The sequence below is a fragment of the Helicobacter monodelphidis genome, from assembly GCF_003288845.1.
GTDB lineage: Bacteria > Campylobacterota > Campylobacteria > Campylobacterales > Helicobacteraceae > NHYN01.
The window spans coordinates 43,104-64,087 of the sequence record NZ_NHYN01000009.1 but is presented as its reverse complement, the minus strand read 5'-3'; the positions used below and the strand labels follow the sequence as shown (position 1 = coordinate 64,087).

The 20,984-nt window shown below is 35.4% G+C and carries 19 protein-coding genes and 1 pseudogene; 8 read left to right on the top strand and 12 right to left on the bottom strand.

Going from position 1 to position 20,984, the window contains the following annotated elements:
- A pseudogene (locus CCZ01_RS05405) lies at positions 1–618 on the top strand (RNA-guided endonuclease InsQ/TnpB family protein); the annotation flags it as partial.
- An 11-nt stretch (positions 619–629) separates the two neighbouring features.
- Positions 630–923, top strand: coding sequence for a hypothetical protein (locus tag CCZ01_RS05400; RefSeq protein ID WP_112052206.1), 294 nt, complete (start codon positions 630–632; stop codon positions 921–923).
- 356 nt (positions 924–1,279) lie between these two features.
- Here the strand turns inward: CCZ01_RS05400 and CCZ01_RS05395 are convergent, their stop codons facing one another.
- From CCZ01_RS05395 to CCZ01_RS10230, 7 genes are all read right to left on the bottom strand, one after another.
- The gene (locus CCZ01_RS05395) at positions 1,280–2,137 is read right to left on the bottom strand and encodes an ATP-grasp domain-containing protein (protein ID WP_112052205.1); all 858 of its coding nucleotides are present in this window, start codon (positions 2,135–2,137) and stop codon (positions 1,280–1,282) included.
- The gene (locus CCZ01_RS05390; RefSeq protein WP_112052204.1) at positions 2,134–2,577 is read right to left on the bottom strand and encodes a plastocyanin/azurin family copper-binding protein; all 444 of its coding nucleotides are present in this window, start codon (positions 2,575–2,577) and stop codon (positions 2,134–2,136) included. Before CCZ01_RS05390 ends, CCZ01_RS05395 begins: the two co-directional genes overlap by 4 nt.
- A 15-nt stretch (positions 2,578–2,592) precedes the next feature.
- On the bottom strand, positions 2,593–3,363 hold the full coding sequence (locus tag CCZ01_RS05385) for an ABC transporter ATP-binding protein (RefSeq protein WP_112052203.1): 771 nt from the start codon (positions 3,361–3,363) through the stop codon (positions 2,593–2,595).
- The gene (locus CCZ01_RS05380; RefSeq protein WP_112052202.1) at positions 3,357–4,415 is read right to left on the bottom strand and encodes a FecCD family ABC transporter permease; all 1,059 of its coding nucleotides are present in this window, start codon (positions 4,413–4,415) and stop codon (positions 3,357–3,359) included. The genes CCZ01_RS05385 and CCZ01_RS05380 overlap by 7 nt, the downstream gene beginning before the upstream one ends.
- On the bottom strand, positions 4,415–5,533 hold the full coding sequence (locus CCZ01_RS05375; RefSeq protein ID WP_112052201.1) for an ABC transporter substrate-binding protein: 1,119 nt from the start codon (positions 5,531–5,533) through the stop codon (positions 4,415–4,417). Before CCZ01_RS05375 ends, CCZ01_RS05380 begins: the two co-directional genes overlap by 1 nt.
- Positions 5,534–5,552: 19 nt before the next feature.
- Positions 5,553–6,866: a major outer membrane protein gene (locus tag CCZ01_RS05370; RefSeq protein ID WP_112052200.1), complete on the bottom strand. Its 1,314-nt coding sequence runs from the start codon at positions 6,864–6,866 to the stop codon at positions 5,553–5,555.
- A gap of 524 nt (positions 6,867–7,390) precedes the next feature.
- Positions 7,391–7,570 carry an SAM-dependent methyltransferase gene (locus CCZ01_RS10230; protein ID WP_146745218.1) on the bottom strand — a complete coding sequence of 60 codons (180 nt, stop codon included), beginning with the start codon at positions 7,568–7,570 and terminating at the stop codon, positions 7,391–7,393.
- A 51-nt stretch (positions 7,571–7,621) separates the two neighbouring features.
- Here CCZ01_RS10230 and tenA point away from each other — a divergent pair, with 51 nt between their 5' ends.
- The 4 genes from tenA to CCZ01_RS05350 all read left to right on the top strand — a co-directional run bounded on the left by tenA (position 7,622) and on the right by CCZ01_RS05350 (position 10,872).
- The gene (gene tenA, locus CCZ01_RS05365; protein WP_112052199.1) at positions 7,622–8,272 is read left to right on the top strand and encodes a thiaminase II; all 651 of its coding nucleotides are present in this window, start codon (positions 7,622–7,624) and stop codon (positions 8,270–8,272) included.
- A gap of 24 nt (positions 8,273–8,296) precedes the next feature.
- Positions 8,297–9,151, top strand: a complete 855-nt coding sequence (locus CCZ01_RS05360; protein WP_112052198.1) for an EamA family transporter — start codon at positions 8,297–8,299, stop codon at positions 9,149–9,151.
- A gap of 358 nt (positions 9,152–9,509) precedes the next feature.
- The gene (gene dcm, locus CCZ01_RS05355) at positions 9,510–10,508 is read left to right on the top strand and encodes a DNA (cytosine-5-)-methyltransferase (RefSeq protein ID WP_181566330.1); all 999 of its coding nucleotides are present in this window, start codon (positions 9,510–9,512) and stop codon (positions 10,506–10,508) included.
- Positions 10,501–10,872, top strand: coding sequence for a PDDEXK family nuclease (locus CCZ01_RS05350; RefSeq protein WP_112052197.1), 372 nt, complete (start codon positions 10,501–10,503; stop codon positions 10,870–10,872). The genes dcm and CCZ01_RS05350 overlap by 8 nt, the downstream gene beginning before the upstream one ends.
- Positions 10,873–10,944: 72 nt before the next feature.
- On the opposite strand, the gene CCZ01_RS05345 is transcribed toward CCZ01_RS05350, so the two are convergent.
- Both CCZ01_RS05345 and CCZ01_RS05340 read right to left on the bottom strand, forming a co-directional pair.
- Complete coding sequence (locus CCZ01_RS05345) at positions 10,945–11,493, bottom strand: thiamine phosphate synthase (RefSeq protein WP_112052196.1); 549 nt, start codon at positions 11,491–11,493, stop codon at positions 10,945–10,947.
- A 45-nt stretch (positions 11,494–11,538) separates the two neighbouring features.
- A complete protein-coding gene (locus CCZ01_RS05340; protein ID WP_112052195.1) occupies positions 11,539–12,216 on the bottom strand; it encodes a F0F1 ATP synthase subunit A in 678 nt (225 codons plus the stop codon).
- A 206-nt stretch (positions 12,217–12,422) separates the two neighbouring features.
- On the opposite strand from CCZ01_RS05340, the gene typA reads away from it, so the two are divergent.
- Together typA and CCZ01_RS05330 are read left to right on the top strand one after the other, a co-directional pair.
- Positions 12,423–14,225 (top strand): translational GTPase TypA, encoded by a 1,803-nt coding sequence (gene typA / locus CCZ01_RS05335; protein ID WP_112052209.1) that lies wholly within the window; start codon positions 12,423–12,425, stop codon positions 14,223–14,225.
- A 44-nt stretch (positions 14,226–14,269) separates the two neighbouring features.
- Positions 14,270–16,696: a ribonucleoside-diphosphate reductase subunit alpha gene (locus tag CCZ01_RS05330; protein WP_458692857.1), complete on the top strand. Its 2,427-nt coding sequence runs from the start codon at positions 14,270–14,272 to the stop codon at positions 16,694–16,696.
- A gap of 769 nt (positions 16,697–17,465) precedes the next feature.
- On the opposite strand, the gene CCZ01_RS05325 is transcribed toward CCZ01_RS05330, so the two are convergent.
- From CCZ01_RS05325 to CCZ01_RS05315, 3 genes are read right to left on the bottom strand one after another with little or no spacing between them, the layout of a single operon-like run.
- The gene (locus tag CCZ01_RS05325; RefSeq protein ID WP_112052193.1) at positions 17,466–18,188 is read right to left on the bottom strand and encodes a fumarate reductase iron-sulfur subunit; all 723 of its coding nucleotides are present in this window, start codon (positions 18,186–18,188) and stop codon (positions 17,466–17,468) included.
- Complete coding sequence (locus tag CCZ01_RS05320; RefSeq protein ID WP_112052192.1) at positions 18,188–20,164, bottom strand: fumarate reductase flavoprotein subunit; 1,977 nt, start codon at positions 20,162–20,164, stop codon at positions 18,188–18,190. The genes CCZ01_RS05325 and CCZ01_RS05320 overlap by 1 nt, the downstream gene beginning before the upstream one ends.
- On the bottom strand, positions 20,164–20,937 hold the full coding sequence (locus CCZ01_RS05315) for a fumarate reductase cytochrome b subunit (RefSeq protein ID WP_112052191.1): 774 nt from the start codon (positions 20,935–20,937) through the stop codon (positions 20,164–20,166). Before CCZ01_RS05315 ends, CCZ01_RS05320 begins: the two co-directional genes overlap by 1 nt.
- Positions 20,938–20,984 lie beyond the last annotated feature (47 nt).

Genomic DNA, 20,984 nt, shown 5'->3' with positions numbered 1-20,984 from the left:
AAAAGAGCCAAATATCCTAGATTCAAATCAAAGAAAAATGCTAGACAATCTTATGCTATTCCGCAAAATATAATCCTTGATAAAGATAAAAAGAAAGTGATTATTCCTAAATTCAAAGAGGGTATAAGAGCTAAAATCCATAGAAAACTTGATAGTGATCATACAATAAAACAAGCCTTTATTTCAAAAATAGCCGATGAATACTACATTGCAATTAGCTATGAAAACAATAAATCTTTACTTAAGCCAAAAATAGTAGAAAATGCTGTTGGTTTAGATATGGGCTTAGAATCTTTACTGATAAGAAGTGATGGGATTATTTATCCTAATAAGAAATTCTTACAAGATAAAGAAAGCAAACTCATAAAACTTCAAAGACAACTTAGCAAAAAACAAAAGGGTTCAAATAATAGAATAAAAGCTAAACTAAAAGTAGCCAAAGCCCATTTACAAGTAGCAAGAGCAAGAGAAGACTATCTGCATAAAATCAGTAACGAGATAACTAATCAATATGATTTTATCGGTGTAGAAACTCTCAATGTAAAAGGAATGATAAGAAACAAACACTTATCTAAATCTATTGCTAATGCTAGTTGGGGTAAATTTATGAAACTTTTGTTAGGACAGAATTGAAAGTCGACTTAATCAACAAAAACTTAAATAACTTAGAAATTGCTTTGAAAGATGGATTGAAGGAGCAGAGAAAAGAAAGAATTGCAAATGCAATGAAAATGAGTGATTGTGGAAGTTGTCATTTGAATCAAGGTTTAGAGTTACCTAAAAGCAATCTCACATTAGATTCTTTCAAAGGTTTTGTGCGTGGGACAGGTCGTTGGACGATTGAAAGCAATATGCCCAGTTATAGTGTAGAACAAATTAGTGAAAAAGAATTAGAGATTTTGTTCAATGCTATCTATAAATAAGGAGAAAAAAATGAGTAGTTTCACAGATACTTTCAAGGTTGAAGTTTTGAAGAATGGTAGGAGCTTCAAAGTGTTAAATAAAAGTATAGTATAAATCTCAAGTGGAGATTGTGGAAAAGTTTACTTTTTTGCACTTAAGTAAAAATATTTTTTATAAAAATGGTGTATTTTATCTACAGGGTAAGGCAAATTGATTTTTATTGATTATGAAGGGATTTATAGTGGGATGGACAGAATGGAGGGGAAATCTCGTGCTATGTCTAAAGAAGAAGATATATAGCACATGAAATGATATAGCGGAATAAGTGCTAGGTTAGTATTTTTGGTTTCCCGTTTTGTGTGTATCTATTCTAAACTTAGCGTAAGCGTTTTAAAAGTACTTGTGTGAATTGTTCAATTGCCGATGAATGAAGATCGAAATATAATGATGGTTCAATCAATTCAACCTCGTTTACTAAGAATCTATCCTGATATGCGATAACATCAACGCGCGTATAAAGAGGAATGGTAGGGAGATTTTCCAAGATTTTTAAAGCTTGTTTGATAGCGGATTCTGGAGCCTGGCAGAGGCTAATATCAACACCATAGGCAGAATTTGCACGCCAATCCTTTGCCGCAGGTTTTCTGCAAATTGCATACTGAAAGCGATTTTCAAAAAAAATTAGACACATTTCACCTTGTTTTATTTCTTGAATAAAGGGTTGCAAGATTGCCCCTTGCGGATATTGTCGTTTTAGGTTTGTGGGGTTATCTGTACTTGTTAAAAGACACACATTTTTACCGCTTTGCCCAATGAGGGGCTTAATGACTAAATCCCCCCAAATGTGTTGTTGCCTTAAGATGGAATCTTCCCATTGTTCTTCTCCGGGCATTAGCAATATAGAAGGAATAATCGGAATATTTTTAGAGTGTAATTCTAAGAGATACTGCTTAGAAAGATTCCATTCAAGCAATACAATGGGGTTTAGGATTTGTGCTCGGGATTTTTTTACAGTCGTTAAGAATTCCAAAAAGGAGTCCAACTCAAGACTGTAATCCCACATTGCAAGAGCTAAAAGAATACTCGATGAGTTTAAAGACTCAAATTGACATTCCTGCCATGCAAGAAGCCTAGCATTCAAGCCTTTTGCTTGCAAATAAGCACAGAATTGTTTCAAGCCTTGATTACCCTCTTTGTAGGCATTACAAGTTAAAATAGTGATAGTTTCCATCATTCTTGAATCTGCTTTGCATACTCAAGAAAACGCCCTTTATTTGTCATTGCTTTTCGCTCTAGCTTAGGAAGGGCGGAGCGAATTTCTTGCATATTGACTGCTTTACCAACCTGAATGATACCCACCATATTCATCATTTGATGGGGTGGGCAGACATACAAATACACGCCTTCTTGATTCAGCTGAAAAGTGGTTTTTTGATCAAGGGGACTCAAAAAATGTTCTGCACCATCTGGAATGACTTTGCTTTGTGCAAAATGAGATTTGTGGGTGGGAATGAAAGTGATTGTGTCGCCTGGTTGAATCTGCAAAAAAGGCGGATCAAACACCATTGTATGACCTTTTTTGTCCATATCGAGCATTTTGATTTCGTAGTCTTTTGCCTCTATGTTTGTGAGTAACACTATTCCAAATAGGAATAAACCAAGAATTTTTTGCATTTTTTTTCCTTTCAATTATGATACTAAAGCTGATTTGATGGCAACTATGGGCAATCCAGAGCGATCTTCAAAGACATCAGCACAAACCCGATATAAGCGCTCAATTAATTCTTTTGTGATAACCTTTTTGGGTTCGCCAAAAGCCTGAATCTTTGTGTCTGCCAAGATAATAAGCTCATCCGCAAATTGTGCTGCAAGAGAAATATCATGCAAAACCATAAGTGTAATGAGATCTTTCGCATAAGTATGCTTTCGCACAGCCTCTAACAAAATACATTGATGATGCACATCAAGAGCACTGACTGGTTCATCAAGCAATAGAATTTGGGGGGATTTTAAAAGAACAGAAGCAAACATAACCATTTGTCTTTGTCCACCTGAAAGATTCAGAATATTTTTTTGTGCAAGATGGAGAATGCCTAAAGAATTCATAATTTCAGCTGCTTTACGCAGTTGTTTGTCACTTAGAATGTAACCTAAATGATCGATTAGTCCCAAGAGAACAACTTCAATTGCACTTAAATTTGCATCAACCACATTATCTTGTGGCATATAACCAATCTGTTTTTTCCATTCTGAAGTGCGCATTGAACGGAAGTTTTTTGATTTTAGGCTAATTTGCCCACTATATTTGTGATCTCCAAAAATAGCACCTAATAAAGAGGATTTTCCTGCACCATTAGGTCCTAATATAGCATAGACTTTTCCATGTTGTAAAGAGAGATTTAAAGAATCAGCAACACATAAATTGCCACGATGTAAAGTAAAATCTTGAATGTCTAACATCTATTTTTCCTTGTAAGAATAATCCAAAAAAAGAATGGAACTCCAATAAATGAAGTTACAATTCCAACTGGAAATAAAGCACCCGGCACAATCACTTTGGAAAGCACAGAGGCTATTGATAAAAATGCAGCACCCGTAAGGCTAGCCATAGGTAGAAAAAAGCGTTGATCTTCACCTACAATCATTCTAGCAATGTGGGGTGCAACCAAGCCAATAAAGCCAATTACTCCAACAAAACTAATTGCTGTTGCCGTCATAATAGAAACTAAAACAAGTGCTTTGAATCGCACTGCAGAAAGATTGATGCCCATACTTTTTGCTCTTTCTTCTCCTAATCGTAAAGCCGTTAATGCCCAAGAATCTTTGAAAAGTAAGATCATACAAATGGTGGTTGTTACAAAAACAATGGCTAAATTTGCCCATTGTGCCTTCGCTAAGGAACCAAAAAGCCAAAATAGAATCTGTTGCGAAATCTCTGGTGATGAAAGATATTGCACCAAAGAGAGCAAAGATTGAAACAAAAAGAGTAAGGCAATTCCAACAAGCACAAGGCTAGAGGAGCTAAAATTCTTTAGCATGGCAAAACTAAATAAGATACCCGATGAAATCATTGTCATTATGAATGCACCCATAGGGACGGCAATCATTAAAGGTAGCCCAAGTGTTCCAAAAGCAATGACTAAAGATGCTCCAAGCCCTGAAGCGGCTGCTAATCCCAGCGTATAGGGACTTGCCATAGGATTGTTGAGTAAAGTTTGAATTTCTGCTCCACCTGCTCCCAAAGCAGCTCCTACAACAATCGCCATCAAGGCTTGCGGTAAGCGAATATCATAGATAATAATATGATGATATTGCTCCACTTCTGTTCCAAAAAATATTGCAAGAAGTGCATTCATAACTTCTTTGGGATTCATCATTGATGGGCCTGTTGCAATATCAAGCACAAGCGAAATCAAGCAAATTGCAATCAAGATCATAATAATGCAGAGCCGATGCCATTCCTGTTTACGATGCGTTAGGACAGCTTCTTGAATGATCTGTTCATTTTGCATTAGTCAGCCTGAATTCCAAATGTTCCTGTTGGAACGATGGGTAGATATTTTTTGTGGTAATCAATATAGTTTTGGATTGGATCAATATCTGCAAACAGATCCGGATACATTGCCTTTGCAAGATATTGTACCATTGTTGCATCAACGAGTGTTCTTGATGCTCCCATATAAAGTCCAAAAAGACGATTGTTTTTAATGGCCGGTAAACTTGACCAACCGGGGCGATTTTTGTAGGCGTTCAGACGCATTCTTGCTTCTTTTTCATCAATAAGAATACCCATCACCATAGATTCTTTATTTTTGTTCAATTCCGTTTCTCTCCCAGTAATAACGATAACTTCTGGCTTGGAGATTAAGATTTGTTCTGGATTAATGGGTGACCATTTTTCTACAAAAGGAGATGCAATATTTTCGCCCCCTGCTAAATCAATCAAAGCACCCCACATATCATTGCCATAAGTAAAACCACTTTCGTTTGGACCTTTATTGCCAAATTCAATATAGATTTTTGGCTTTGGACGATTTGCATTCTTAATTCTTGTTTGCACCTCTTTCACTGTACTTTCATAGAATGCAATTAATTCATTTGCCTTTTGAATTTGTCCTGTAATCTCCCCTAGAATGCGTGTACTTGCGATATGTCGCTCTACAGTTTCACGATTATAATCAATAACAACGATGGGGATATTTGCTTTTTGTAAAGGTTCTAATTCTAGCTCCATCATCTGCCATTGCCAATCAGCTAAAATAACGAGATCAGGCTTTAAACTAAGGATTTTTTCGACAGAAAAAGTGCCAACTTCAATTTCTCCAATGTCTTCAATGTGATGCAATCGTGGAATTGCTTTACTATACACTTCCCAGCTTGTTGGCGTCCAATCTGTCCATACTGCCTTTGAAAAGCCGACAACATTATCAAATGCTTTTGTTCCGCCCACAGCAAGAAAATCCGTATAATAAAAGCCAAGAACAATACGTTTTGCAGGTAAATTGACCTTAACCTCTCTCCCTGCCACATCTTTAATAGTGATCTCTTTTGCGTGAATAATCCCTAAAAATGCAATCATAGAGATTAATAAACTCAAGAATGTATGAGATTTTTTTAGAATGAAAAACATAAAAACTCCTTCAATAAAGTTAGAAACGATAAATCGTTTGGAATCGTAAGCGATTTTCTTGTGCATCTGCATATTCTTCCCCCGTCGTATTCCTTTTTGGATCCTTTGAAGCATGAAGCATTGCATAGTAAATCAGAAAATCAAGATTTTTATTATACCGATAGGTAATATTTGGGGTAATTTCATAGAATGTTAAAGTACTATTTTGGGTTTTATTTTTATCTTGACCTTGAACATAATCAAGCGTGAATGCGAGTGTATTATTTTCCAAAGGAGAAAAGCCCAGAGAAGCAAAAAATACATTAAGGTGATGTTTAGAATCTGCAATAGATCCTGTTGCCGCATAACTAATGTCTGTTATGCTATTATCATTCCAGATTCTTCCTGCATTTATGAATTGTCCTTGATTGTCAATAGAGACTTTATAACCATCTTGAAAAGAGCCAATGTAACCCAGCCTAGCATTCAAAAAGGCGTAGTTTATGCCGATATTGAATGTTGCTAAAGAGTGATCTTTTTGTAAAAGGGTGTGAGGAGAAATGGTTTGAAATAAGCCATTATTCAGTCGACTTTGTGCATATTCTGCCTTAAGATTCAAAAAGTCATTTTTATAGCCCAATGTCGCATAAGCAAGATAATCATAAACATCTTGAATGTGTACATACCACGCACTTGCACCGATTTGATTTTGGCTAACATCAATAGCAAATTGATAAATTGGTTTGTTAAGAGAATTTTCATTTGTTCCAAATGGAATTGCATTCATACTGTCATCAAGCGACCAAGTGTCATAGGCCGCTGCATACAAGCTTACGCCTTGAATGTCCTTATTTTTAAGCACAACACCTGTTCCTCTGTCATCTGATGGATCATTGAAGGGTGTTTCAAAGCGCATTTTTCCAATTTGAATGAGTGTGTTGTTTGAGGGTTGTATATTTGCATAAAAAGTACTCACGCCAAAATCCCCATCTTCACCAGCACCTAAGCCTTCGCCATAGTTTCCACCAATGTTTGTTGAAGCATTCTTGAAATAGACCGCACCAAGATTCATGCTCACACCATGTATATCTGGAGTCGTGAATGAAAAATCTGCCCTAAAATTATGTGCAGCCCCTTTTCCTGCACTGCTGATTTGTGTTCTACCTGTTTTGTTATTACCTTTGATGAAATCAAGGTTATTCCATCGAGTATCGTTGTAACGATATCGCAAGAAACTTTCACTTTTAATTCCAGAAATGATTTCCTCAAGAGGTGTCGCTTGAATAGATGATGGTAGACATAACCCAAGTGTAAAGAGGCAAAAATAGGAAGTTTTTAAAGAGGTTTTAATCATAAAAATCCTTATTGTTGTAATAAAAACGAGAAAGTATATTATAATAACTCTTATTAATATCTTAAGATAAGTCAACAAATATTGTATAAGCGGATTATCTATATAATTGTATTCACATAAAAATCATTGTTAGCAGGGAGTTTTTGGAAGGATAAATACCTGTTTCCAAGTTAATAAAGATGTGTTTAGAATGCCATTGATTCACTTTTTAGTAATTGCCTCTCTTGGTATAATTCATAAATGTTGGGCGAAAATTGCGTTTGTGAATGTGGATTATGGTGGTATTTATTTTTTAAATTATATTAAATCTTTCATCTGTCTTGACTTAAATAGAAATCTTGCATTCTTTTTTATTTTTTGCACAATTCTATGTCTGTAAGTAACGAAATATATCCTAGTTTAATAAAATATAATAAAGTTAATTAATTATAAATTATTTATTATATTAGCCTGTAGAATTTTGTATATAAGGGGTTTTGTGTTGTGATTGCTTAAGTATTTTTAGGGAAGAATCTACACCAATATTATTGAATTTTCTTTGAAAAGAGGGGGTTAAAAACCCCATTGCCATACAGCGGTTCTAGGATTTTGTGTGTTTTTTTAGCGTAAGAAAGATAGAAGTCTAGCCATCTTGCGACACTTCTTGTGTAAAATTCACACATGTGCGTATATAAATCACCATAATGATTAATATAATCTAGCATAATTTAGCCCTCTTGAGCTATAATCCGTATTATAATTACAAAGGAGAATAAATGTTATTTCAGCGATTAATCAAAGAAAATGCAGCGATATGGGATAGTTACCTTCATCATTGTTTTGTGAAAAGGTTAGAAGATGGAAGTTTAGAAAAGGAAAAATTCTTGTTTTATCTTAAGCAGGATTACATGTACCTTATTAACTATGCAAAATGTTATGCGAGACTTGCCTTGAATGCAGATAATGCTAAGGAGTTACGTTTTGCAATGAAGTTTCAGCAATACATTATTGAAGGTGAAATCGAACTACATAAAAGTATTTTGCAACTTGGGATTGATGTAGATAATTTGTGTGCAAAAGATGAAAGTATCACGAATATTGCTTATACGCGTTATATGCTTAGCGTAGGGGAGAGCGGGGATTTTCTTGATATGCTTGTTGCACTAAGTGCTTGTGCAATAGGTTATGCGTATATTGGGAAAGAGGTTTTTAAAAATTCTCAACATTCTCTTGAAAATCATCCATACAGGGAATGGATTTTAACTTATGCAGGCGAGGAATTTCAGAAGGAAACGCAGGAGTTTGAGGAATTTTTGAATACCTATAATGTTAGTGATGAAAAATTTAATAAGTTAAGTCATATCTTTCATAATGTTGTAAGACTTGAAGCTGAGTTTTGGCAACATGCTTTAGAAATGAGAGTATAGTTTTATTATTAAGGAGATACTTACTTGGCTTATTTAGTGATTGTGAGTATCATCTGGGCATTTTCTTTTCCACTAATTGGACATTATCTGGCTGGGAGTGTTGATAATTATTTTTCTATTCTTGTTCGCTTTGGATTGGCTTTTCTTGTGTTTGCTCCACTAATAAATTGGAAAATTTGTGGAGCTTTAAAATTAAAACTAATTGGAATTGGGGCAATTCAGATTGGAATAATGTATATTTGCTACTACCAGTCTTTTTTATACTTAAGTGTGTCTGAAGTTGCGTTGTTTACAATTTTTACACCCTTTTATGTTACTCTTATTTATGATATTTGTTCTAAACATTTTCGTGCTTGGTATCTATTGAGTATTTTTATTGCAGTGTTGGGGGCATATATTATTAAGTATGGCTCAATCAATAGCCATTTCTTAATTGGTTTTTTATTGATCCAGGTTGCAAATCTCTGTTTTGGTGCGGGGCAGAGTTTGTATAAGTTTGTAATTGAAAATGAAAGCAATATTAAGCAAAGTGAATGTTTTGGGTATTTTTATTTGGGGGCATTGATGGTGGGTGCTTTTAGTTTTCTCTTTTTTGGGAATGGGGAAAATCTTCCTACAACAGCGATTCAGTGGGGAATTTTATTTTATTTAGGAATTATTGCTTCGGGTCTTTCTTATTTTTTATGGAATCGGGGAGCTTGTCTTGTTGATAGCGGTATTTTGGCTATTATGAATAATGTTCTTATTCCTTTGGCGATTCTTATTAATTTTCTTTTCTTTGGGCGGGATATTGAAAATTCCATTCAATTTGCGATTGGCTCCGTTTTTATTGCAACTTCGTTACTTTTACATTTAAAGCTAATGAAGCGGTATCACTAATTACCTGAAGTGATGGATTTTTTGTATGGTCTATCTTGCATTAATAGTGTCTTTTAAATTTAAAAGGAACAATTTCTGGTTTATGTTTTGTAAAATAATCTTCATTTGATAATATTAAGAGATATAATTTTAGTATAAATACAGATGACATGAGCTTTTTATAGGGGCGGGGTACAAATTGTTCTTTACCAATAAATACCAAAAATATTTTCTCTTAAATTGCCTCTATATACAAAGATTCTAGCGATAGTGGCATAATATTTAATGACATAACTTGGAAGATAGAAGATATAATATTTTCAGCGAAGATATTATCAGGAGAATTATATGCTAGACTACAAGGTTAAGGAGGAGGTAAATGGGTTTGACTTTTATAGATTTTTGTAGTGGCATTGGTGGTGGGCGACTAGGATTAGAACTCAATGGCTTTCAATGTCTTGGGTTTAGCGAGATTGACAAAGAAGCAATTAAGACTTATAAAAGCTTTTTTGACACAACCAATGAGCTAGAATTAGGGGACTTGACAAATATTAATCCATATAATTTACCTGATTTTGATTTGCTTATTTCTGGATTCCCTTGTCAAACTTTTAGTATTGTGGGTAAAAGAGAGGGGCTAGAGAATTTGGATAAAGGACAAATAATTTTTTATTTAAGCAAGATCCTAGCAATCAAGCAACCAAGTTATTTTATCCTTGAAAATGTTAAAGGTTTAATGAGTCATAACAAGGGCGAAACGCTTAAAATAATATTAGAATTATTAGAATCTTGCGGTTATAATGTCTCCCATCAACTCTTAAATACTTTAGATTTTGATTTACCACAGAGTAGAGAAAGAGTATATTTTGTTGGAATAAGAAAAGATTTGGGAATTAAATTCTCTTTCGAAACAAAAATTTTTCAAGATTCTAAGATACAAATAAAAGATTTTTTAAATCCAAGCAATGAAAATATATTTGATAATAATGTAGAATCTTATAAGACTTTTTTAAAATATATTAATAATAAATATAATATTAATCGAATTAATTTAGATGAACTCTTAAAATATGATTTTTTAATCATTGATACGAGGCAAAGTGATTTAAGAATCTATAAAAATAAAATTCCAACGCTAAGAAGAGATAGGCAAGGTTTGCTTTATGTGTTTAATGGGGTTCTTTATAAGTTAAGTGCTTTAGAGGCTTTAGCATTGCAGGGATTTAATAAATTACCAAATTTACAAAATAAAATTAAAAATCTTAAAACAAGTGATATTTTAAGACAAGCCGGAAATGCTATGAGTGTAAATGTGATAGAAGATATTGCGAGTAATATTTTAAAAATGATAACTAAAAAAGATGTGCCTAATGGATAAGGTAGAACTTGGTTCAAAAACCGCTAAAGATGGTTTTAGAAATGAAAATTTTGTAATCAATACTTTTAATGATTGGGAAAATAATAATTTAGCAAAAGAATGGCTAGAATCTATGGGCTATAATTTAAAAGAAATTGAGAGTGTAAAAGCAGAAAAAATAAAAGGAAGTTTCAAAGCAGATATACAAGTTGTAGTGAATGTAGCTGTAAAACTTAAGAAGCTTCAAGATGTCCAAAATATTCAAGTGAAGCTTGTATCAAATCCACAAGGTTTTAATCAAATTGATAAACGATATTTAAAATCTTTTTTGAGGCAAGGAGACACTTTTGGCACAAAAGATAAACAAGTAACTTTCAGAATCTAGCCTATTCTTATAGAGGAATACCTTAAAGTTTGCCCCCTGTTAATTAGGGTTTTTTTAGTGTTCTTATATAAGTTAAGTATTATTTAAATCAGCAAAATAACGAATGGCAGCAAACCCAGCAAGAGGTAGATTCTGCAATTGATGAATATGGTGGCTTAAGATTCCGCCTAAAGCAAAAATATCAATGTTGATGCGTGAGTCATGTAATATCCTTACAAGATATTGTATGCCCAATGGCTCTCCTTTGTTTGGGGTTTTAAAGATGGGGCTAAGTGTAACGGCGTCTGCACAATATTGTTGTGCAGACAATATATCTTGTAAAGAATGGGCACTATAAAACGAAAGGATATTATCTGGTTTTTCTTTAAGTTGCTGAATTTGTGTACTTTTAAAGTGAACACCATCAAACCCCTTTTGTATGGCGATTTTTAAATTTCCACTTATGAAAGCTAAAACATTATAGCGATGACATAAAGAGATAAAACTAGATGCAAATTCTTGAGCATCATAACCTCTTAATAAGGCAATATTAGGAGAATGCCTTTGAAATGCAGATTCTAGTAGAGAAAAGAAATGTGAAGGAGGATAGAGAGTGGGATCCGTGATGAGATACTTTTTCATCGCACCACCCTTCCCTTCCTTCTTTTTTAGGAAGCAGTAAAATTTTTAGTGTTCCTGCTCTAAAACGGCAGCAGATAGGAACACATAAGTTAAAATCATAAAGATAAATGCTTGCAAGAATGCCATAAAGGTAAGAATTAGGAATGCAGGAAGTGGTGCAAACCATGGAGCAAGGAAAAGCATCACGATTAAAAACATATCATCACCTTTAATATTTCCAAAGAGACGGAAAGATAAGGAAACTATACGAGAACAATGAGAGATAATTTCAATAACAAACATAATGGGTGCAAGCCAAATGATATGTCCAGCAAAATGTGCAAAATATTTAACAACTCCAAATGTGCGGATTCCCTCAAAGTTATAGTACACAAAAACCACTATAGCGAGCGTCAATGTAAAATTTAAGTTTGAGGTAGGAGCTTCAAAGCCTGGCACGATACCAATCAGATTTGCCAAGCAGATGAATATGGCTAATGTTGCGGTTAAAGGTAGATACTTTCTTGCTTTTTCTTCCCCTATTACTTCCTTTGCCAAGTCTAAAATACCCCCCAAGAGTGCTTCAAATACATTCTGCGTTGTTCCGGGAACAATTTGCAAAGAACGCGTTGCCATCTTCGCCAAAACCAAAGCAATCACTGCAACCAAAACCGTATAAAAACCAATCTCAAAAGCTTTATCGTGGCTGATTAAACCAGCGATACTAAAAACCCTATCTAGCATTTGACTCTCCCATGTAAAATTGGCTCAATTATATAGCAACAATTTTTAAAGTTATATAAAATTGAATTTGCATAATGATGCCTATTTTTGAATCCTTTTTTTAAGAATGTTTTTTTAAAGAATTAGATAGAATGCGTTTTCTTTTTTTGTTGCTATCTGTGTTAAAAAGTAACAAAAATAATCTTATAGAAATTAGGCAAAAAAATATGCAGAGTATCAGAAATATTGCAGTTATCGCCCATGTGGATCATGGAAAAACAACTTTAGTTGATGGGCTATTGCGTCAGTCAGGAATTTTTTCAAGTCATGAACAAGTTAGTGAAAGGGTTATGGATAGCAATGATCTTGAAAAAGAACGCGGAATTACGATTCTTTCCAAGAATACAGCAATCAACTATCAAGGAACGAAAATTAATATTATTGATACACCCGGCCATGCTGATTTTGGTGGAGAAGTGGAACGAGTTTTAAAGATGGTTGATGGTGTGTTGTTGTTGGTTGATGCACAAGAAGGGGTGATGCCTCAAACAAAATTTGTTGTTAAAAAAGCATTAAGTTTTGGGATTCGTCCAATTGTTGTTGTGAATAAAATCGATAAGCCCGCCGCAGAGCCAGACCGTGTTGTTGATGAAGTATTTGATTTATTTGTTGCAATGGGTGCAAGCGATGAACAACTTGAGTTTCCTATTGTTTATGCTGCCGCACGCGATGGCTATGCTATGAAAAATCTGGAAGATGAAAAGAAGGATTTAAAGCCTTTATTTGAAACAATTTTAGAATCTGTTCCTTGCCCGAGTGGAAACAGCGAAAATGCTTTACAGATGCAAGTTTTTACTTTAGATTATGATAATTATGTAGGAAAAATTGGAATTGCAAGAGTTTTTAATGGCATTATTAAAAAAGGTGATACTGTACTTTTGGCAAAGGGTGATGGTGAAAAAGAGGTTGGAAGGATTACAAAATTAATCGGATTCTTAGGGCTTGCACGTACGGAGATAGAATCCGCACAAGCAGGGGATATTGTTGCGATTGCGGGATTCAATGCAATTGATGTAGGAGATTCTATTGTAGATCCAGAAAATCCTATGCCGCTTGACCCCATGCACCTTGAAGAGCCTACAATGAGTGTCTATTTTGCGGTAAATGATAGTCCTTTTGCTGGACAGGAAGGAAAACATGTTACAGCAAATAAGCTCAAAGATCGATTTACAAAAGAAATGCAGGTTAATATTGCAATGAAGTGTGATGAGATTGGTGAAGGAAAATTTAAGATTAGTGGACGTGGAGAATTGCAAATTACGATTTTAGCAGAGAACTTAAGGAGGGAGGGGTTTGAATTTTCTATTTCGCGTCCTGAAGTTATCATTAAGGAAGATGGAGGTAAAAAGCTAGAACCTTTTGAGCATTTAGTGATTGATACTCCTCAGGATTATAGCGGTGCAGTGATTGAGAAATTGGGCAAACGAAAGGCGGAATTAAAAGCAATGAATCCGATGGGTGATGGCTATACAAGGCTTGAATTTGAGATTCCAGCACGTTCTTTGATTGGCTATCGGGGTGAATTTTTAACTGATACAAAGGGTGAAGGCGTTATGAACCATTCTTTTTTAGAATTTAGAGAATATAGTGGTAGTTTTGAAGGACGTAGTAATGGTGCTTTAGTGTCTATGGAGAATGGTGAAGCAAGTGGATTTGCCTTGTTTAACTTGCAAGATAGGGGGGTATTGTTTATCTGCCCCCAAACAAAGGTTTATGTAGGTATGATTGTTGGGGAGCATAGCCGTGAAAATGATTTGGATGTGAATCCAATTAAAACAAAAAATCTTACTAATATGCGTTCTAGTGGGGCAGAAGAGGCAATTAAACTCACTCCCCCGCGTGCTCTCAGCTTAGAAAGAGCTTTAGAATGGATTATGGATGATGAAATTTTAGAAGTTACGCCACAAAACTTAAGAATCCGAAAAAAATTCTTAGACCCTACACAACGTCGTAGGAATGCTAGAAAATAAGTAGATTATATAGAATAGGTTTTTCTTAAGGAGGTTATGAAATGATGACAGGGCTAAAAGTTATTAAAAGAAGTGGACGTATTGAACTTTTAGATGTGGGTAAAATTCAAAAATTTACCTATCAGGCGGTTGATGGTTTAGAAGTCAGCCAGAGTGAATTAGAGGTTGATGCAAGAATCCAATTTCGTGATGGAATTACTACAGAGGAGATTCAGCAAACATTGATTCAAACAGCCGTCAGCAAGATTGATATTGATCGTCCTGATTGGACATTTGTTGCAGCACGGCTTTTTTTATATGATTTATACCATAAAGTTATGCATAACATAAATCAAACAAAACCGAAAGACTATGTTATTAAGGGTGAAAATACGGGTTATGGGCGTCTGCAAGATTATTTCAACAAAGGGGAAGAATGCGGTAGAATTGTGCGAGGTGTAAAGGAAAAATTTGATTTAGATCTTTTGGATTCTCATATTCGCCCTGAACGAGATTTGCAGTTTAACTACTTAGGTATTAAGACACTTTATGATCGCTATTTGTTAAAAGATGAACAAGGAAAGCCTATAGAACTCCCCCAACATATGTTTATGGCAATTGCGATGTTTCTCTCTCAAAACGAACAATCTCCCAATGAATGGGCAATTAAATTTTATGATATGCTTTCTAAGTTTGAAGTAATGGCAGCAACGCCGACATTGAGCAATGCAAGAACTCCACGTCATCAGTTGAGTTCTTGCTATGTGGGTAGTACGCCAGATAATATTGAGGGTATTTTTGATTCCTACAAGGAAATGGCTCTGCTCTCTAAATATGGTGGTGGAATTGGTTGGGATTATTCTAAAGTTAGGGGGCTTGGAAGTTTTATTGATGGGCATAGGAATGCAGCTGGAGGTGTTGTCCCTTTTTTAAAAATTACCAACGATGTTGCTGTGGCAGTTGATCAGCTAGGGACACGCAAGGGTGCAATTAGTGTTTATTTGGAAGTTTGGCATACAGATATTTTTGATTTTATTGATTTGAAGAAAAATAGTGGTGAGGAGAGGCGAAGAGCACATGATCTATTTCCGGCATTGTGGATTTGCGACCTCTTTATGAAACGCGTAGAGGAAAATTCTTATTGGACACTTCTTGACCCTTATGAATGCAGTGATTTAACGGATTTGTATGGTGAAGAATTTGAGAAACGTTACTTAGAGTATGAGATGATGGATGGCATTATCAAGGAGAGTATAAGTGCAAAAGAATTGTGGAAAAAAATTTTAACAAACTATTTTGAAGTGGGAGCACCTTTTTTGTGTTTTAAGGATAATGCAAACCGTGCAAATCCAAATGCGCATAGTGGTATTATCCGTTCAAGTAATCTATGCACAGAAATTTTTCAAAATACAGAACCAAATCATTATCGTATTTGTGTTGAGTTTGAAAGTGGAGAGATTCGATATTTTCAAGAAAATGATCAAGTTCAAGTGGATAGTGGTATTACTAAAAAAGCAAATAAGCTGACATCAATAGATTCTCTAAATGGTGAAAAGATTTTTATTGCAAGGAGGGAGGGGATTGATGGATGCAGTGCGGTGTGTAATTTAGCCAGTATCAATTTATCAAAAATTAATACTATAGCGGATATTAAACGTATTGTTCCAACAGCAATTAGAATGCTTGACAATGTGATTAATCTTAATTTTTATCCTACACGCAAAGTGAAAATAACAAATATGCAAACGCGTTCTATTGGGCTTGGGATCATGGGTGAAGCACAGATGCTTGCTGAAAATCGCATTATTTGGGGCAGTGAAGAACATTTTAAGAAAATTGATATTCTAATGGAGCATATCAGTTTTAATGCAATTTCTGCAAGTTGTGATTTGGCTATCGAGAAAGGTAGCTATAGTCTTTTTGAGGGTTCTAATTGGAGTAAAGGGATATTCCCTATTGATCTTGCACGGACGGAAGCAAAAAAGCTTGTAGATCGTGGTGGATTATTTGAAGAGAATTGTGATTGGTTAGCCCTGAAAGAAAAGGTGAAAAAAAATGGTATTCGTAATGGTTATTTAATGGCTATTGCACCGACAAGTTCTATCAGCATTCTTGTGGGTACAACCCAAACGATTGAACCCATTTATAAACGAAAATGGTTTGAAGAGAATTTGAGTGGAATTATTCCTGTTGTTGTCCCAAATTTGAATTTGGATAATTGGAAATTCTATCAGTCTGCGTATGAATTGGATCAAAATTTGTTGATCAAGGCAGCAGCAATTCGTCAAAAATGGATAGATCAAGGACAAAGTACAAATATTTTTATCACTCTTGATAAGGCAAGTGGAAAATATTTAAATGATATTTATTTTAATGCGTGGAAGTTAGGATTAAAGTCAACTTATTATCTTCGTAGCCAGAGTCCAGAGGCTATCCAAAGTTTAGAGGAAGAGGCGATTGATCGTTCTATTGAATGTGAGGGTTGTCAATAAATATTTTAGTTTTATATTATTGAAGGTTTTTTTAGTTGTATTCTGTAAGTTTTTGAAATATTTTTATAGCTGTTTTGTGAACTCTTACAAAATTTTCTAAGTGTTCTGTAGTTTTCTAACTCTTTGTCGGTGTTGATGTTTTTGGATTGTGTGATTATTTTATAAAAGTTCAATGCTTATCTTAATTTGAAGGCTAATATAACCGTTCTCATAAGCTGATAAAACCCTAGAATAATTTTACTACTTTTTGCAGAGCTATCAAGTCTTTGGGTGTAAATTTGGCTTGAGTTAAATCTACTTACTTGTTTGTATATGTTATAATTAGCATTAATGTCTGTTGTCATTTATTGAGAATCTGTATTTCTCATTGATACATTCTTTCATGGAGTTTTTAAAAATAGGTTAGAAGTTTTGATAAAATTTTATCAGCTTCTATAGTCCTTTAATGACTATTTAAAACTCACAAAGCTTTAAATCTTTTCTCTATCTAGAATTGTTTATTGTTTTTATTTTTGAGCTTAAAGCCATCCTTTTGAATATCTAAAAAATGTTTAAAATAATTTATTAGCTATTTAGTAAAGATTCGGAGTGATGAGTTAAGTAAGATTTGCTTGAGTCTGAATTCTTTATAAATTGGATTAGAGAGAAACAATTAGAGAATCTTATGTGATAAAAGATAAAGTGGGGTAGTTGACAAAAGCTTCAATCTTAGAGGAGGTAAAGATTTGTGGCGATTCCCTCCATACTGGAGGGAATGCAAAAATACATTTTATTTACCAATTGCAACCATTTTACGCCTTAGGTAAGCTATCTTACTCTGGAGAGGCAAATGTTTAGGGCAATAGTCATGGCATGCAAGTAAAGACATACAAGCAAATACGCCATTATCATCTCCTACAATCTCAAACCAGTCTTCATCGGTGCGATTATCATGTGGGTCAAGCATAAACCGTACAACACGATTCATTCCAGCACCGCCAACAAACTCTTCACGCATAAGCTTTGTTCCACAGCCGGCAATACAGCAACCACACTCAATACAACGATCAAGGTCAAAAACTTCATCAGCAACATCAGGTTCAATACGTTTTTCAAGCTTAGAAATATCAACTTGCTCTTGCGAGTGAATCCAGCTTTCTACTCTTTTACTCATGCCATTAAACCAATTTCCAGTATCTACAGAAAGGTCTTTAATGAGTTTAAACGCCGGAAGAGGCATAATGGTAATGATGCCATCAGTAATATCTTTAGTCAATGTTCTACACGCAAGACGCGGTTGTCCATTAATCATCATCGCACAACTCCCACAGATACCTGCCCGACAAACAAAGTCAAAATTCAAATCAGGGTCATGTTGTTCGCGAATGAGATTTAATACAATGAACACTGTCATTGAATCCGTTTCCTCAATAGTGTATTCCTTGAAATGAGGCTTTGATGCAACATTAGCGGGATCGTATTTGAAGATTTTAAGTGTTAGCTTTCTACCCATTATTTTTTATCTCCTATTCGTTCATTTCTCTCTTTGTAGTTCAAAGGTAATTCAAATGGCATAAGGGCATGTTGAATTTCATGTCTATCTTTGCCCTGTGCTTCCATTTCGCTACGGATTCTATCAATTTGTTCTTGCCTTTCCACGCTCTTGGGATTTTCGATATAGTTTCCTTTTGCACCATATCCACGATAGCCAGGTGCACTTTCCATCGACATAATATCCAATTCCTCATATTCTACACCCGGTAATGTTTGATTCGGATCCTTCCATGAGGTTAATGTTCGCTTACACCAATTTACATCATCTCGTTTTGGATAATCCTCACGGCTATGTGCTCCTCTTGACTCTGTGCGATCATAAGCACCTTTTGCAACGCAAAGTGCAACTTTAAGCATCTTTGGTACACGATATGCATCCTCTAGCTCTGGATTTGCATGTTTGCGTTTATTCTTAATACTGATATTTTTAGAACGAATATAGAGCTGTTCAAGTTCTTTAACAGCTTTTTCAAGATGAGGTCCATCTCTGAATATCCCCACATTATCGTCCATAATCTGCTTCATTGCATTCTTGATAACATAAACATCTTCACCGCCCTTAGAGTCAATAATACCTTGAATGTAAGCCACTTGGTCTTCTATAAACTTTTCAACAATTTCTGTCTTGATTTCTGTTTGTGCGGCAGCACATGATTCAGCAAAGTATGCTCCAATAATCATGCCTGCAACAACAGCTTCGCTTACAGAGTTACCGCCTAAGCGATTGAATCCGTGTAAATCCCAACAAGCTGCTTCTCCAGCCACAAATAAGCCCTTAAGCCCTTGTGCTTCACCCGTCTTATCTGTTCGGATTCCGCCCATCGAATAATGTTGCATAGGAAGAACAGGCACCCATACATCAGCGGGATCTTTTCCTGCAAATGTCATACAGATTTCTTGCACATCGCGTAAATTTCTTTCAATATGTTCACGGCCAAGAATTGTAATATCAAGCCATAAGTGTTTTCCGTAAGGAGTATCAATTCCCTTACCTTTACGAATATGTTCAATCATGCGACGTGAAACCACATCACGGCTTGCCAATTCTTTTTTTTCTGGTTCATAGTCAGGCATAAAGCGATAACCATCAACATCGCGCAATAAACCACCGTCACCACGACAGCCTTCCGTAAGTAGGATACCTGATGGAAATAATGGTGTAGGGTGAAATTGCACAGCTTCCATATTTCCGAGTTTTGCAATACCCGTTTCAAGAGCAATGGCTGCACCTGTTCCTTCGCAAACCACAGCATTTGTTGTATTTTTATAAATTCTCCCATAACCACCTGTTGCAATAAGCGTCCCTTTCGCAACATAGGCTGAAATTTCACCCGTAACTAAATCGCGTACGACTGCACCAAAGCAACGATTATTTTGGTGGATGAGTGCGATTGCTTCTTTTCTGTCACGAATGTCTACATCGCGCTTTAAGCACTCGTTTGCAACCGCAAAAAGCATTGTGTGTCCAGTTGCATCAGAGGTATAGCAGGTTCTCCACTTTTTTGTTCCACCAAAATCCCTTGAATGAATCAAGCCATGACGAAAGTCTTCTTCAACAATTGGTTTCTTTTCACCATTAATTACGGCAGTCCTTGTGCCTTTCTGTACTCTCGTCCATGGAACCCCCCATGCAGCAAGTTCACGAATCGCTTTTGGTGCAGTAGTCACAAACATTCTTGCAACCTGTTGATCGCAACCCCAGTCACTTCCTTTAACAGTATCCATAAAATGCAAGTCTTCATTATCCCCATCACTCATTTTAGAGTTTCCTAGACTTGCTTGCATTCCACCTTGTGCGGCTGCAGAGTGAGAACGTTTTACGGGAATAAGGCTAAGAATAATCGTGCTTAAGCCTTTATCTCTTGCAGCTACTCCAGCACGAAGCCCAGCCAAACCACCACCAATAATCAGTGCATCACAATAAGTAATATTCATTAGTTGACTCCTTTAGGACCATAATTATTCCAGTCATTTTGACGTGCTTCTTCAATGTTTGTTGCAGTAGAATTCATACCTTGCACAACGTAAGCAGCGAATGTGCAAAGCCCCAAGATAATAAAAAAAGCACTCATTGCTTTTTTTATCGTTCTTAAAGTCTGAAGTCCAAAGTTCTCAAACCAGCCCCATTTAACACATAACCGATACAAGCCAATAGAAGCATGGAGTTCAACACAGAACAAAAGAACAATGTAAAGTAACCAATAATGTTGGTGAACAAATCTAAAGCCAGATGCCTCAGGTCCAATTGTATGAGGTTGGACAAGAACAGTATAAAGATGCACACTTGCTAAAAAGAAAAGTGCAAAACCACTCAATGCCTGAATCCACCATAAACTTGTGTCACTGTGACGCATCATATTCTTGTGCGTTCGAAAAAGCATAAATTGTCTATAGTTGATAGGAAACTTACGCAATGCTAAAAATGCATGTGTTACAAATGCAAGAATTACGATAACTGCAACACCACTAACAACAAGAGGTTGCCCCGCTGCACCAAAAATAAAACTTCCTTCAAAAAATTTTGTAATGGCATACATCGCATTGCCACCTAGTAAAATACTAGAGACAAAAAACATATGAGCAATCATAAACAACCCTAAAAAAGCACCTGTTGCACTCTGCCAGAAGTCCAATTTCGCAGGTAACCGACTTTTCTTGCGTTCAGTGGTTATCCCGAGATATCCTTCAACAATCTCTTCATTTCGCATAAAAAACCCTCCCAATCGTGTGTGACGATAACTAACTTTCTTTATTT

Excerpts from the sequence above, each read along its gene's own strand:
- CCZ01_RS05370 (WP_112052200.1), bottom strand. The coding sequence starts at position 6,866 with ATGATTAAAACCTCTTTAAAAACTTCCTATTTTTGCCTCTTTACACTT.
- tenA (WP_112052199.1), top strand. The coding sequence starts at position 7,622 with ATGTTATTTCAGCGATTAATCAAAGAAAATGCAGCGATATGGGATAGT.
- CCZ01_RS05390 (WP_112052204.1), bottom strand. The coding sequence starts at position 2,577 with ATGCAAAAAATTCTTGGTTTATTCCTATTTGGAATAGTGTTACTCACA.
- CCZ01_RS05325 (WP_112052193.1), bottom strand. The coding sequence starts at position 18,188 with ATGGGTAGAAAGCTAACACTTAAAATCTTCAAATACGATCCCGCTAAT.
- CCZ01_RS05395 (WP_112052205.1), bottom strand. The coding sequence starts at position 2,137 with ATGATGGAAACTATCACTATTTTAACTTGTAATGCCTACAAAGAGGGT.
- dcm (WP_181566330.1), top strand. The coding sequence starts at position 9,510 with ATGGGTTTGACTTTTATAGATTTTTGTAGTGGCATTGGTGGTGGGCGA.
- CCZ01_RS05315 (WP_112052191.1), bottom strand. The coding sequence starts at position 20,937 with ATGCGAAATGAAGAGATTGTTGAAGGATATCTCGGGATAACCACTGAA.
- CCZ01_RS05385 (WP_112052203.1), bottom strand. The coding sequence starts at position 3,363 with ATGTTAGACATTCAAGATTTTACTTTACATCGTGGCAATTTATGTGTT.
- CCZ01_RS05375 (WP_112052201.1), bottom strand. The coding sequence starts at position 5,533 with ATGTTTTTCATTCTAAAAAAATCTCATACATTCTTGAGTTTATTAATC.
- CCZ01_RS05350 (WP_112052197.1), top strand. The coding sequence starts at position 10,501 with ATGGATAAGGTAGAACTTGGTTCAAAAACCGCTAAAGATGGTTTTAGA.
- CCZ01_RS05340 (WP_112052195.1), bottom strand. The coding sequence starts at position 12,216 with ATGCTAGATAGGGTTTTTAGTATCGCTGGTTTAATCAGCCACGATAAA.
- CCZ01_RS05330 (WP_458692857.1), top strand. The coding sequence starts at position 14,270 with ATGACAGGGCTAAAAGTTATTAAAAGAAGTGGACGTATTGAACTTTTA.
- typA (WP_112052209.1), top strand. The coding sequence starts at position 12,423 with ATGCAGAGTATCAGAAATATTGCAGTTATCGCCCATGTGGATCATGGA.
- CCZ01_RS05345 (WP_112052196.1), bottom strand. The coding sequence starts at position 11,493 with ATGAAAAAGTATCTCATCACGGATCCCACTCTCTATCCTCCTTCACAT.
- CCZ01_RS10230 (WP_146745218.1), bottom strand. The coding sequence starts at position 7,570 with ATGCTAGATTATATTAATCATTATGGTGATTTATATACGCACATGTGT.
- CCZ01_RS05320 (WP_112052192.1), bottom strand. The coding sequence starts at position 20,164 with ATGAATATTACTTATTGTGATGCACTGATTATTGGTGGTGGTTTGGCT.
- CCZ01_RS05380 (WP_112052202.1), bottom strand. The coding sequence starts at position 4,415 with ATGCAAAATGAACAGATCATTCAAGAAGCTGTCCTAACGCATCGTAAA.